This window comes from Kribbella koreensis (assembly GCF_039525325.1).
Taxonomy (GTDB): Bacteria; Actinomycetota; Actinomycetes; order Propionibacteriales; family Kribbellaceae; genus Kribbella; species Kribbella koreensis.
This window is the reverse complement of sequence record NZ_BAAAHK010000019.1, coordinates 220,002-233,613: the sequence shown is the minus strand read 5'-3', so window position 1 is coordinate 233,613 and position 13,612 is coordinate 220,002. Positions and strand designations below refer to the sequence as shown.

General features: G+C 67.8%; 11 protein-coding genes. 6 read left to right on the top strand and 5 right to left on the bottom strand.

Features of this window, described 5'->3' with window-relative positions:
- The 3 genes from ABD116_RS35180 to ABD116_RS35170 form a co-directional block, all read right to left on the bottom strand.
- A partial coding sequence (locus ABD116_RS35180) for a DUF222 domain-containing protein (RefSeq protein ID WP_343980714.1) occupies positions 1-609 on the bottom strand: 609 nt, incomplete at its 3' end.
- 562 nt (positions 610-1,171) lie between these two features.
- A complete protein-coding gene (locus ABD116_RS35175; protein ID WP_343980711.1) occupies positions 1,172-2,602 on the bottom strand; it encodes an ATP-binding protein in 1,431 nt (476 codons plus the stop codon).
- Between the two features lie 2 nt (positions 2,603-2,604).
- Positions 2,605-3,288 (bottom strand): response regulator, encoded by a 684-nt coding sequence (locus ABD116_RS35170; protein WP_343980708.1) that lies wholly within the window; start codon positions 3,286-3,288, stop codon positions 2,605-2,607.
- A 204-nt stretch (positions 3,289-3,492) separates the two neighbouring features.
- Between ABD116_RS35170 and ABD116_RS35165 the strand changes: the two genes are divergently transcribed.
- From ABD116_RS35165 to ABD116_RS35145, 5 genes are all read left to right on the top strand, one after another.
- Positions 3,493-5,295 carry an ABC transporter substrate-binding protein gene (locus ABD116_RS35165; protein WP_343980705.1) on the top strand — a complete coding sequence of 601 codons (1,803 nt, stop codon included), beginning with the start codon at positions 3,493-3,495 and terminating at the stop codon, positions 5,293-5,295.
- Between the two features lie 3 nt (positions 5,296-5,298).
- Positions 5,299-6,288 carry an ABC transporter ATP-binding protein gene (locus ABD116_RS35160; protein WP_343980702.1) on the top strand — a complete coding sequence of 330 codons (990 nt, stop codon included), beginning with the start codon at positions 5,299-5,301 and terminating at the stop codon, positions 6,286-6,288.
- Positions 6,285-7,322 carry an ABC transporter ATP-binding protein gene (locus ABD116_RS35155; RefSeq protein WP_425552217.1) on the top strand — a complete coding sequence of 346 codons (1,038 nt, stop codon included), beginning with the start codon at positions 6,285-6,287 and terminating at the stop codon, positions 7,320-7,322. Before ABD116_RS35160 ends, ABD116_RS35155 begins: the two co-directional genes overlap by 4 nt.
- A gap of 115 nt (positions 7,323-7,437) precedes the next feature.
- The gene (locus tag ABD116_RS35150; RefSeq protein ID WP_343980696.1) at positions 7,438-8,361 is read left to right on the top strand and encodes an ABC transporter permease; all 924 of its coding nucleotides are present in this window, start codon (positions 7,438-7,440) and stop codon (positions 8,359-8,361) included.
- Between the two features lie 12 nt (positions 8,362-8,373).
- A complete protein-coding gene (locus tag ABD116_RS35145; RefSeq protein WP_343980692.1) occupies positions 8,374-9,333 on the top strand; it encodes an ABC transporter permease in 960 nt (319 codons plus the stop codon).
- Here ABD116_RS35145 and ABD116_RS35140 read toward each other — a convergent pair.
- A complete protein-coding gene (locus tag ABD116_RS35140; RefSeq protein ID WP_343980690.1) occupies positions 9,330-10,241 on the bottom strand; it encodes an AraC family transcriptional regulator in 912 nt (303 codons plus the stop codon). The genes ABD116_RS35145 and ABD116_RS35140 overlap by 4 nt on opposite strands.
- 111 nt (positions 10,242-10,352) lie before the next feature.
- Here ABD116_RS35140 and ABD116_RS35135 point away from each other — a divergent pair, with 111 nt between their 5' ends.
- Positions 10,353-11,372, top strand: a complete 1,020-nt coding sequence (locus tag ABD116_RS35135; protein WP_343980687.1) for an aldo/keto reductase — start codon at positions 10,353-10,355, stop codon at positions 11,370-11,372.
- A 145-nt stretch (positions 11,373-11,517) separates the two neighbouring features.
- On the opposite strand, the gene ABD116_RS35130 is transcribed toward ABD116_RS35135, so the two are convergent.
- Positions 11,518-13,611 carry a LuxR C-terminal-related transcriptional regulator gene (locus ABD116_RS35130; RefSeq protein WP_343980684.1) on the bottom strand — a complete coding sequence of 698 codons (2,094 nt, stop codon included), beginning with the start codon at positions 13,609-13,611 and terminating at the stop codon, positions 11,518-11,520.
- Position 13,612 lies beyond the last annotated feature (1 nt).

The window sequence follows — 13,612 nt, the reverse complement described above, 5'->3', positions numbered from 1 at the left end:
CAGAACGGTCTGCAACTTCTCAGCGTTCTCGCCGGCCAGGTAGCCGCCGAACTTCACCCCGTCGTCGGCTTTCTTCACCCAGACTTCTTCGCGGGCGCGGGCGGCGGCTTCGCGGGGTTCGGGGCCGTCGGTGTCGAGGATGTTGCGGACCTGTTCACCCAGGCTGCGCAGGTCGCTAGGGTTCATGTGCCGGGCCGCCTCGACCATCGCGCCGGCGGCGGCGTCGAGTTCTTCGACGGGGATGTTGGCGCGTTGGGGGAGTTTCTCCAGCGCGGACACGATCGCGTCGGCCTGCGCCGACGACAGCACCACCGCGTCGTCGGGCAGGTCGTGGCCGGGAGCAGCAAGCGCGGCGGCGACGGTGGGGTGTTTCGGGAGTGCGAGGGCGAGGCGGACGCGGCGGCGGGCTTCGGTGGGGTCGAGGCGGTAGCGTTTCTCGATCAGCCGGGCGGTGTCGTGGGCACCGATCTCTTCGGCGTACCTGATCTCGTCCAGGCGGCGGATGACCTGGTGGCGGCGGGCCAGCAGTTCTTCGATCGCGGTCTCGATGACGTCGGCGTCGGACAGCAGCTCGTCGCCGCTCATCGTCTCCACCGCCCGGTCGTCCATACCCGTAACGTTAGACGAGTCCGGGGACAGTTTCGGGCCGGAAAGCCCTTATCCACAAGGTGAATTCCTCACCACTTCACCTCGACCAAGTACCTGTAGGTTGTTTGAGGAGCGGGGCCTCGTTCGGCGTTCGCGCCGGCGGCTACGCCACTCGAGTTCGACAGCAGCCGATCCCAACGCTGTCTCTCTCACACTGACACCCAAGGCGACCATCGGCCAACCAGGGACTCTCTTTTACGTTATATGTTGCTCATAGCAACATACGCTCCGCGTGGGCAGGTCTCTTGGGTGGGGAGAGTTTGTTGCCTTCCAGCGAGGCGCTCGACAAGCCCCCTAGCTGTCACAAGCCCTTGAACCGCCGGAGTCTCAGCCCCAGCACGATGGCAGCACCAGCATGATTGCCGTTTCCGCGACTGCCGTCGCCGCCCGAGAATCAACCCCCGCCCCGGAGCCGCGTGAACTACAGCGGCGGAGGGAGTCTCTGTAGTTCGTCTGGCCTCCGCACCTGGCTCCCGGCGCCGCCTTAACCACAGCAGCAGCTGGGACTGTCTGTTGCTTTTGGTTATGGGTTTTTGGCGGGGAGGTCGATGATGAAGCGGGCGCCGCCTTCGGGGCGGGCGGTGGCTTGGATTGTGCCGTGGTGCCATTCGACGTGGCGGGCGACGATGGCCAGGCCCAGGCCGGTGCCGCTGCGGTGGGGGTTGGGGGGTGTGCCGGGGGTGCCTCGGCCGAAGCGTTCGAAGATTCTTTCGCGGTCGGCTTCGGGGACGCCGGGGCCGGCGTCGTCTACGTAGATGACGACGCCTTTGCCGCCGGCTTGGACGAGGACGCCCTTGCAGCCGCCGGCGTGTTGTTCGGCGTTGTCGACCAGGTTGGCGATTACGCGTTCCAGGCGGCGTTTGTCGGCTTCCATGGTCAGGTCGGCGGCGTCGGGGGCCACCTCGGTGATTTCGCGGCCGGCGGTGGCGTCGGCGGCGGCGCGGACCAGGTCGCCGATCCGGACGAGTTCGCGGCTGCCCTGGTCGCCGCCGTCGTCGCGGGAGATCTCGAGAAGGTCGACGACCAGTTGGCGGAAGCGGTCCAGGTCGTCGCCGAGGAGTTCGACCGGCTCGCGGACGGACGTCGGTAGTTCCGCGCGGTGGTTCTGGATCAGCTGCATCGAGTTCATCATCGTCATCAGCGGGGTGCGCAGCTCGTGGCTGACGTCGCCGGCGAAGCGGGCGTCGGCGATCACCCGTTTCTCCAGCGCAGCGGCTGTTTGGTTGAAGGATCTCGCCAGGCCGCCTAGGTCTGGATCGTTCTCAGCTTCGAGCCGGGCATCAAGCCGCCCGCGTGCGACGGCCGCCGCGACCTGGGTCAGTTTGGCCAGCGGCCGCAGCGCGACAGTGCTGGCGAGCCGCCCGACCGCCAGTCCGAGCAGCGCGGTCACGATCGCGGCCAGGATGAGCGTGAGCTTCAAGGTCCGCAGCGTGTTGTCGAGCCGGTTCAAGGGGTGGAGCTCGAAGAAGGCCTCGCCCGGACGCCCCACCGGCACCCCGACCGCGAGCACCTCGTCGCCGCCGACCTCGAGCCGCCGGTCCACCTTGACCCCGCCCTGGGCGCTCTCCACCATGTCGGCCGGGATGTCGCTCGCCTTCGCCGACACCGTGTACCAGGCGCCGTCGTAGTGCATCAGCATCGCGGCCGTGTCGGTCGACGGCAGCGCCTCCACCAGGTTCATCACCATGGACGGCGACTGCGGCACGACCGTCCCGCAGGCGGGCTCCTGGCCCAGCCGGCGTACCGGTCCGCAGGATGACGTCAGGCCGTACAGCCCGTAGTGCAAGGTGTTCGCGTTGTCGGTCGTCTCCACGATCGCCGACGAGATCCGCTGATTGGTCAAGTAGTTGGAGACCACGCTCCAGGTGACCAGCGCCAGTACGCCGGACAGCCCGAGCGCAAGCAACCCGTACGCGAGCATGACCCGGTCACGCAGGCCGAACCGCCGCCGCAACGTCAGCTCACCAGTCGATAGCCGAGACCCCGGGCGGTGACGAGGTGCTTGGGGGTGGCCGGGTCGCGCTCGATCTTCAGCCGCAGCCGGCGGATGTGCACGTCGACGATCCGGCTGTCCCCGAAGTACCCGTAGCCCCAGACCTTCGACAGCAGGTGCTCGCGGCTGCACACCTTGCCCTGCAGGCTGGCCAGCTCGACCAGCAGCTTGAACTCGGTCCGGGTCAGCGGCAGCACACACCCGTCCCGGACCACCTCGGCGGCCGGTACGTCGATCTCCAGGTCGCCGATCACGAACTGCTCGAGCACGGGCGTACCGTTCGGCTCGACCCGGCGCAGCAGCGCCCTGATCCGCGCCGACAACTCTTTGGCAACAAGCGGCTTCGTAACGTAGTCGTCCGCGCCCGCCTCGAGCCCGGCAACGATGTCGTGGCTGTCGGTCCGCGCCGTCACCATGATCACCGGTACGTCGCTGGTACGCCGGATCTCCCGGCAGACCGTGAATCCGTCCCGGTCCGGCAGCATCAGGTCGAGCAGGACCACGTCCGGCGGCTCGTGCCGCAGCGCCGTCAGCGCGTCCAGGCCGTTGGCCGCCTCGGACACCTCGTAGCCCTCGTCCTCGAGGGCGAGCCGCAGTACCCGCCGGATCCGCGGTTCGTCGTCAACCAGTAACAAGCTGTGCGCCACGGGACCAGTGTCGCTCGTCGGAGGGCTGCGGCCCAACCACCTGCACCTAACTGCAGATGACGGCTGTCACGACTTCGTCATAGAAGCGCCTGGCCGTAGATGACAAGACGTTGACGCTTCAGTGACCACGGCCGCGAGACCAGCCCGCAGTTCTAGCTTCGGCCCCATAGGGGCGAACACAGCAAGTCTCGCGAGGAGGAAGTAATGGCCAGTTCCGGAAGACGGCTCGCGGCGGTGGCGATCGTCGCCGTCACGAGTCTCACGCTGGCAGCGTGCAACGCCGACCAGGGAACCACAACCGCGGGCGGCGGCACCAATTCAGGCGGTACGCCGGTCACCGGCGGCACCCTGAACATGCTGGGCAAGGGCGATGTCGACTACATGGACCCGAACGTCAGCTACTACTCGGTCGGCTACACCAACCTGCGGATGTGGAGCCGCCAGCTGTTCACCTACCCGGCCGATCCCGGGGGCAAGAACACCACGCCGGTCGCCGACCTGGCCACCGAGCTGCCGACCGTCGCGAACGGCGGGATCAGCGCGGACGGCAAGACGTACACGATCAAGATCCGCACCGGCGCCAAGTGGAACACCAGCCCGGCCCGCCAGGTGACCGCGGCCGACATGGTCCGCGGCGTCAAGCGGACCGCGAACCCGGTCCAGCCGTTCGGCGGCATCCCGGACTTCTACGGCCTGATCGACGGCTACTCGAAGTTCGCCGACGGGTTCGCCAAGGTCGCCAAGACCCCGGCCGCGATCCAGGCCTACATCGACAAGACTCCACTGCCCGGCGTGGTCGCCAAGGACGAGACCACCGTTGTGTTCAAGCTGACCCGCCCCGCCTCGTACTTCGTCGGCATGCTGACGCTGTCCGCCTTCTCCCCCGCCCCGGTCGAGTCGCTCAAGTACCTCCCGGCCAGCACCGAACTCGGCAACAACTTCCCCTCCGACGGCCCGTACAAGGTCGACTCGTGGGTGCCGACCAAGTCGGTCAACTACTCCCGCAACCCCGCCTGGGACCCGGCCAGTGACCCGGTCCGCAAGGCGTACGTCGACAAGATCGTCGTCAACGAGACGGTCAGCCAGGACTCCGTCCAACAGCAACTGCAGACCGGTACGCCGTCCGCCGACATGGAGTGGGACGTCGCCCCACCGCCGTCGCAGCTCCCCGCGTTGCAGGCCAAGAAGGACCAGAACCTGACCATCGGCGACACCGCGGGCAGCAACCCGTATGTCATCTACAACACCGTCTCGCCGAACAACAACAAGGCACTCGCCAACCCCAAGGTGCGCCAGGCGCTCAGCTACGCGATCAACCGCGACCACATCCTGCAGGTACTCGGCGGCAAGACGCTCAACCCGCCGCTGACCCACGTGCTGCCGGACGTCATCGTCGGCTCCAAGCAGATCGATCCGTACCCGTACGACCCGGACAAGGCCAAGCAGTTGCTCGCCGAGGCAGGCTTCCCGCACCTGACGCTGAAGTTCCTCTACCGCAACGCGACCGAGGGCAGCAGCAAGACGTTCCAGACCATCCAGCAGGACCTGTCCAAGGCCGGCATCACCGTCACCGGCGTACCGTCGCCGAACGCGGACTTCTACGTGAAGTATCTGCAGGTGCCGACCGTCGCCCAGCGCGGCGTCTGGGACCTGTCGCTGGCCGGCTGGGGTGCTGACTGGTACGGCAACGCCGCCCTGTCGTTCTTCAACCCGCTGTTCTCGGGCAAGCCGTCCTTCCCGCCGGTCGGCAGCAACTTCGGCCTGTACGACGACGCGACCACTAACACCCTGATCCAGCAGGCCATCGCCGCGCCGACCGAAGAGGCGGCAGCCGACCTCTGGGCCAAGGCGGACGCCCGGGTGATGGAACAAGCGGCCTTCTACCCGCTGACCAACAACAAGCAGGCGAACTACCACGCCGAGCAGGTGCACAACGCCGTCTACGTCCCGTCGCTGCAGAACTACGACCCGACGAACGTGTGGCTGGCCAAGGACAAGCAGGGCTGACCAGTGCCCAACACTGAGGCTTTGCTGCAGGTACGGGATCTCCGGGTCTCGTTCGACACCCCGGACGGCACCGTCCGCGCCGTCCGGGGGCTGTCCTTCGACGTCGAGCGTGGCCGCACGCTCGCCGTCGTCGGCGAGTCCGGTTCGGGCAAGAGCGTCTCGACCCAGACCATCACCGGTCTGACCCGGGGCGCCCAGGTCTCCGGTACTGCGTACTTCGACGGCACCGACCTGATCACCGCCGACCCCGGCACGCTCCGGCGATTGCGCGGCGCCAAGATCGGGATGATCTTCCAGGACCCGCTGTCGAGCCTGCATCCGCAGTACCGGATCGGCTGGCAGATCGTGGAGATGATCCAGGCGCACGACCGGCAGATCTCCAAGCAGGCGGCCCGTCGCCGGGCCGCCGAGCTGCTCACCCTGGTCGGCATCCCGCGGGCGGCCGAGCGGATCGACGACTACCCGCACCAGTTCTCCGGCGGGATGCGGCAGCGGGTGATGATCGCGATGGCGATGGCGCTCGACCCGGCGCTGCTGATCGCGGACGAGCCGACGACGGCGCTCGACGTGACCGTCCAGGCGCAGGTGCTGAGCGTGATGCGCAAGCTCCAGGAGGAGTTCGGCACCGCGATCATCCTGATCACGCACGACCTGGGCGTGGTCGCGGAGATGTCCGACGAGGTGATCGTGATGTACGCCGGCGCGGTGATGGAACGGGCGCCCCGCCGGGACATCTTCTATCGCAACCATCACCCTTATACGCAAGGGCTGCTGGCCTCGCTGCCGGCCCAGAGCGGGAAGCGGCTGACCCCGATCCAGGGCACGCCGCCGAGCCTGATCAACCTGCCGGCGGGCTGCCCGTTCGCCAACCGGTGTACGCACGTTTTCGATCGTTGCCGGGTGGAGACGCCGCCGCTCACCGACGTACAGGGTGATCCACGGCATCAGTCGGCCTGCTGGCTCGACCATGACATCACCAAGGCGGTGGCCTGATGACCGAAACCCTAGTCCAGCAAGCGGAAACCTTGCTCAAAGTGCAGGACGTCCGCAAGGAGTTCCCGACCCAGAGCAAGGAGGTGGTCAGAGCCGTCGACGGCGTCTCGCTGGAGGTGCGCAAGGGCGAGACGCTCGGCCTGGTCGGCGAGACCGGCTGCGGCAAGTCGACATTGGCGCGCTGCATCGCTCATCTGTACGACGTGACGGACGGCTCGGTCTGGTTCGACGGGCGGGACATCACCCGACTGACCCGTCGCCAGATGCGGCCGTTGCGGCGGGAGGTCCAGATGATCTTCCAGGACCCGTACGGTTCGCTGAACCCGCGCCGCCGGGTCGGCTCGATCATCGGCGACCCGTTCGCCATCCACGGCATCGCGTCGGGGGCCGAGCGCAAGCGCAAGGTGCAGGACCTGATGGCGCTGGTCGGGCTGAATCCCGAGCACTACAACAGGTTCCCGGCCGACTTCTCCGGGGGCCAGCGGCAACGGATCGGGGTGGCCAGGGCGCTCGCGCTGCGGCCGAAGCTGGTGATCTGCGACGAGCCGGTGTCGGCGCTGGATGTGTCGATCCAGGCACAGATCATCAACCTGCTGGCCGATCTGCAGCACGAGTTCGACCTGACGTACGTGTTCATCTCGCACGACCTGTCGGTGGTCCGGCATGTGAGCGACCGGATCGCGGTGATGTATCTGGGCAAGATCGTCGAGGTCGCGCCGACGGCCGAGTTGTTCAAGGAGACCCGGCATCCGTACACGAGAGCGCTGCTGTCCGCGCTGCCGGTCGCGGATCCGGACACCTCGGACAGCCGGGAACAGATCATCCTGATGGGTGACATCCCGTCGGCGACCAACCCACCGCCAGGATGCCGGTTCCACACCCGATGCCCGAAGGCCCGAGTGCAGTGCGCCGAATCCGAGCCGGGCCTGGAGCCCGCGTTCGACGACGATCCGGCGCACCGAACAGCGTGCTTCTTCCCGTTGCGAGTCGGCGAGGACCTGTCGGCCGCCGTACCGGAACTGAAGGCGTCATGACCGTGTATATGCCACGCCTCCGGCGCGGCGGCTCATGGTGCTGGAACTCCTGCCCTTCCCTCGTCCCTCCAGTCGCTTCGCTCCTTCCACTCCTCAGTCCAGGGCAGGAGGCACCATGAGCAGCGCACTGGAGGTGATCGAGGCGCCGGCGGCTGCGATCGAGGGGCGTAGTCCGCTGGTGCTGGCGGTCGCGCGGCTGCGCAAGGACAAGGTGGCGATGATCTCGCTGGCGGTGATCGTGCTGATCGTGCTGATGGCGATCTTCGCGCCGGTCTTCGCCTCGATCACCGGGCATCCGCCGAACGAGCAGTACCGCGACATCGGGCTGACGCCGGACGGGCTGCCCAAGGGGCCGAACGGGACGTTCTGGCTCGGTACCGACGACCTGGGTCGGGACATCCTGGTCCGGATCGCGTACGGGGCCAGGGTTTCGTTGCTGGTCGGCGTACTGGCGACCGCGATCACGGTCGTGATCGGCGTCGTGCTCGGCCTGGCGGCCGGGTTCCTCGGCGGGATCGTCGACACCATCCTGGCCCGGCTGATCGACGTGGTGCTGTCGGTGCCGTTCCTGCTGGTGGCGATCGCGCTGGTGTCGGTGACGGGCCCGAGCCTGACGGTCACGGTGTGCGTGATCGGCTTCTTCAGCTGGGCGTCGGTGGCGAGGATCGTGCGTGGGCAGGTGCTGTCGCTGCGCGAGCGCGAGTTCGTCGAGGCGGCCCGCTCGCTGGGCGCCGGCGACACCCGGATCATGTTCGTCGACGTGCTGCCCAACGTGCTCGCGCCGGTGATCGTCTACACGACCCTGCTGATCCCGGTCGTGATCGTCACCCAGGCGACGTTGTCGTTCCTCGGTCTCGGCCTGCCGCCGCCGACGGCTGACTGGGGCGGGATGATCAGCGCCTCGCAGAACTACTACACGACCGCCTGGTGGTTCATCTTCTTCCCCGGGATCGCGCTGCTCGTCACGACGCTCGCCTTCAACCTGTTCGGCGACGGTGTGCGGGACGCGTTCGATCCACGGGCCGACCGGTTGCGCTGAAGGGAGTCTGCGATGGCGCTGTTCCTGATCCGCCGGATCGGTCACGGCATCCTGGTGCTCTGGCTGATCTCACTGGCCGTCTTCGGTCTGTTCTTCGTTGCCCCCAGCAACGTCGCGCAGACGCTGGCCGGCCGGCAGGCGACGCCGGAGACGATCGAGTTGATCAAGCACCGGCTCGGCCTCGACCTGCCGGTCTGGAAGCAGTACCTGCACTTCGTCGAGAACGCGGTGCAGGGCAATCTGGGCTACGACTACTACCACCAGGTCGCGGTGACCTCGATCATCGGGCAGGCGCTGCCGATCACGGTCTCACTCGCGCTCGGCGCGGCCGTGCTGTGGCTGCTGCTCGGGGTGTTCAACGGAGTGATCTCCGCCGTGCATCCCCGATCGCTCGCGGATCGCGGCCTGACTCTGTTCTCGTTGTTCTTCTACTCGTTCCCGTCGTTCCTCCTCGGTCTGCTGCTCCTGTACTTCCTGTACTTCCAGTTGACCCTGGCCGGCTACAAGTGGTTCCCGGCCGGCGGCTACAGCAGCATCACCCAGGGCATCGGGCCCTGGTTCCAGCACATGCTGCTGCCGTGGGTCGCGCTCGCGTTGCTGCTCGCGGCGACGTACACGCGGCTGACCCGCGGCGCGATGCTCGACGTACTGGGTGAGGACTACATCCGTACCGCGCGGTCGAAAGGCATCCGCGAGCGCCGGGTGATCGTCCGGCACGGACTGCGCAGCGCGCTGACGCCGGTCGTCACCCAGTTCGGCATCGACCTCGGTCAGCTGATCGGCGGCGTGGTCGTGATCGAGACGGTGTTCAGCCTGCCGGGGCTCGGCCAGACGGCGATCACCGCGATCAACCAGCAGGACCTGCCGGTGATCATCGGGATCGTCCTGTTCGCCTCCGCGGCGGTCGTGGTCTCGAACATCCTGGTCGATATCGCCTACGCCGTCCTCGACCCGAGGGTGAGGTTGCACTAATGAGCGCGGTATTTGGCTGGGGACTGTCCGGTCATGCGTTTGAAGGCGTTGCTGAAGGCACTCTCGGAGCCGTAGCCGAACTCGCCGGCGACGGAGAACACGGTGCGGTCGGTCGAGCGGAGGACCCGGCCGGCGGCCTGGATCCGCCAGCGGGCGAGGTAGTCGAGAGGGGACATCCCGACGAGGGTCTTGAAGCGGAGCGCGAAGGTACTGCGGGACATGCCGACCTTCTCCGCCAGCTCGGCCACGGTCCACCGGCGGGCTGGTTCACGGTGCAGCAACTCCAGCGCCGCGCCGATGCTGGGGTCGGCGAGCGCGCCCAGCCAGCCGGACGGACGCTCGTCGGAGGCAATCATCGCCCGGAGCGCCTGGACGAAGAGCACCTTGGTGAGCTGGTCGCGCACGGTGGCGGCACCGGGTTCGGCGTGCGCGAACTCCTCGCCGAGAAGCTCAAGCAGTGGGCGGAGAGCAGCAGCGGGCTTGCTGTTGGCAGGGATCCGGACGGTGGTGGGTAGATGATCCAGCAACAACGCCGCGGTGGTCTGGTCGAAGTCGACCGCGCCTCCGACGATCACCGTCTGGTCCGGAGCGCCTTCGGTGGTCTGGTACCGGACGGTGTCCGGGTAACCGCCGTTCTCGAAGACGGCGGTCCCGTCCACCGGAGCGAGGGCGGGATCGGAGGTTGCGCCGAAGGCCCGGGCGCTGGCCACCAGATAGCAGTCACCCGTTGCCAGATGCAACGGTTCGCAACCCTCCGCGGTGATCCAGCAACTACCCTCCAGAACGGCGCCGACCTTGATGTCGGCGTACCCGCCGAATTCGAGAGCCCAGTCGCCTGCCGCCTCGAAACGGGACGGGAGCGCGGCCTGGAGGTTGAGCAGGGCAAGCATCTCCGACAGCGGATCCATCCCGGCTCCTCTCAGCCTCGGACGCTCGATCAAGTAGTCCGGACGCCTACTCATGGAGTATGCACGGTCGTCCTCCTAGCGTGGTGAGTAGACCACGAGAGGAAGAATGCAATGAAGTTCGCTCAGCTTGGCGCGACTGGTTTGTACGTGTCCCGGATCGCGCTGGGCGCCATGTCCTTCGGCGGGGCCGGTACGCCGCCCTGGAACTTCGTCGGCGGGCTCGACGACGCCGCGGCCGGGCAGCTCGTCAACACCGCCCTCGACGCGGGCGTGAACCTGATCGACACGGCCGACATGTACGCCGACGGCGAGTCCGAGGAGATTCTCGGCCGGGTGATCAAGTCCCGCCGCGACGAGGTCATCCTGGCGACCAAGCTGGCCGCACGGATGGGACCGGGGCCGAACGACGCCGGGCTGTCGCGGTACCACGTCACGAACGCGCTGGACGCGAGCCTGCGGCGACTCGGGACCGATCACATCGACCTGTACCAGATCCACAACATCGACCCGATCACGCCGATCGAGGAGACGCTGCGCGCGCTCGACGACGCAGTGCGGGCCGGGAAGATCCGGTACCTGGGTGCGTCGAACCTGGCCGCGTGGCAGCTCGCCCGGGCGCTCGGCAAGTCGGATCAGCTCGGGTTGTCGCGGTTCGTCGCGTCGCAGTCGTACTACTCGCTGGCTGGTCGGGATATCGAGGCCGAGCTGGTGCCGTTGCTGACTGAGGAGAAGGTCGGGCTGATCGTGTGGAGCCCACTGGCCGGCGGGTTCCTGTCTGGCAAGTTCGGTCGCGACGGTAGTACCGATGCTGAGGCGCGGCACGGGAAGACCGGGTTCCCGCCGGTTGATCCCGAGGCCGGCTACGACATCGTCGATGTGCTGCGGAAGGTGGCGGAGCGGCGGGAGGCGACGGTGGCTCAGACGGCACTGGCGTGGGTGCTGGCGCAGCCTGCGGTGACGAGCGTGATCGCAGGGGTCAAGCGGCTCGATCAGCTGACCGGGAACTTGGCCGCGGTGGAGCTCGAGCTGACTGCGGAGGACCTGGCCGAGTTGGACGAGGTCAGTCGGCCGGCGGCGCGCTACCCGAACTGGTTGCAGGCCGATCAGAGCTGGCGCCACCCTGCCGCTTGATGTGGGCGGGTGGTGGGCGAGATATGGGCAGGTGTCACCGATGAGGTGAGCTGCGCGTCCGCCGTACAAAGAATCGCCGGGTCCGTCTGGGGCCCGGACCGATTCTTCCCAGGGGAAACCGAATGACGCTCTCAACGGAGCAGGGTCAGGCGACTGCGGTGGTGTTCGGGGGTGGGGTTGCGGCGGCTGCGGCTTCTCGGCGCGTGGGGACGTTGAGGCGGGTGAGGATGGCGGAGACGTGGTGGTCGACTGTGCGGACGGAGAGGATCAGCTTTTCGGCGATCTCGGCGTTGGTCAGGCCCTCGGCGATGAGGGTCAGGACGTCGGCTTGTCGGGCGGTTAGGCCGATGGGGTTGGCGCGGGTGGTGGGGACGGGGCCGCGGGGGATGACTCGGAGGCCTAGTTTGCGGAGGCGGCGGCGGACGAGGTCGGCGGCGGGGCGGGCGTCCAGGGCGTCTAGCAGGCGCAGGGCTTCTAGGGTTGGTTCGGTTTCGCCGGATCGGGCCAGCTCCAGCGCTTGCTCGTAGGTGTCGCCCAGCCGCGCCCACTCGTCGGCGGCTTGCTTCCAGTGGCGGGTGGCCGGCTCGAGGCCGGCGCGGACGTAGTACCGGTGGAGTTCGGGCCAGATCGGGGTCGATTCGAGGGCGCGCCATTCATCGCGTAGCGCTGCGATCCGCTCGAGGTCTCCAGCTAGGAAGGCTTGCTCGATCAAGACCGGTACGACGTACGCGGGCTCGCCCTTCGGGTCGGCCGGCTGACCGCGGCGTACCAGCAAGCGCGCGGCGACCGCCTCGACACGTGAGCGGATGAAGTCGCTTGGGTGGGAGCGGAGCGGTTCGAGGGCGGCCTCGGCTCTGGCCCAGTCGCCGCGGCGGAGCTGGATCAGGGCGTGCAGGGTGGTGAGCAGATCCTGGCCGGGACGGTTGCACTCGGCAACTACTGAGGCGAGTTCGTCCCAGCGCGACTCGTGGTAGAGCGTCTCCAGCCAGTCGACTCGATCCTGGAAGGAGTCAAAGTCGAAACCGACCTCCCGCGCCTCATCCCACCGATAGGCGTTGAACAATTCCCACGCATACGCAGTCCTGTGATCCGCCGGCAACAGACCCAACCGCCACGCCGCATCGAACAGCCACAGCGCCTCGTCATGCGCGCCGGCCGCGGCCGCCTGCTGGCCGGCTCGCGGAGCATACAAAGCAACCGCCTCGACATCCGCCGCCGCGATCGCGTGATGCGCGAGGCGAGCCAGATACCGCTCACCCTGACCAGCCTGTACGTCGAGCGCGCGCTTGTGCAGCCGCCGTCGCGCCAACCCACGCATCCCCTGCTCGATCGCGAGCCGGACGATCTCGTACCGGAAGCCGATCCCCTCGTGCCGCGCCTCCAGCAACCCGTACTGCTCCGCCTCCGCCAGCAACTCCTCGTCGCCGCCCGTCAGCCGCTCGGCCAGCCCCAGATCGATCGTCCCCGGCAGCACCGCCAACTGCTCGACAACCGACCGGCACGCATCGCTCAACCGCGCGGTCTTCGCCAGTACTGCGTCGCGGACGGCATCCGGTACGCCGGTCCCGGGAGAAGCGAGCATCGCCGACAGGTAGAACGGATTCCCGCCCGTCAACGCATACAACTGCTCCGCCCTGGAACCGGCGACCCATCGACGGACCTCGTCGAGCCCCAAAGGCGCCAATGGCAACCTCCGGGCACCTGCAGTCGCCAGTCCCCCGAGCCAGCGATGCAGCCGTTCCGGCAGCCGACTGTCGTCAGCCAACGTCAGTACGACGACGAGCGGATACCCCTCCACCCGCCGAGCCAAGTACCCCACCAGATCAAGCGTCGCGTCATCAGCCCACTGAATGTCATCGATCAACAACGCGGTAGGCACTTCCCCCAACCCCACCAACAACTCCTGATAGCCGACCTCAACCCGCCACCCCGCCTCCCGCAACGGCCCCAACCGAACCGGCTCCCGCACGTCATCACAGGCTCCGGCCACCACCCGAAGCTCGCCCGCCAACTCACCCGCGAGCACCCGCAGCAGACTGCTCTTCCCAACTCCACTCTCGCCAGTCACCAACACCACAGACCCATTCCCGCCCAGAGCCTGCCGAGCGGCAGCCCGCACCACGGCCACTCGCTCGTCGGCCGGAGCGTCGGGGCTACCGGCGGACCGGGCGCCTCGGCCCGCGACCGGGCCACCGGGCAACGCGGCGTGGCGCGCCTCGGGTGCGTGGGCGGGGTTCATG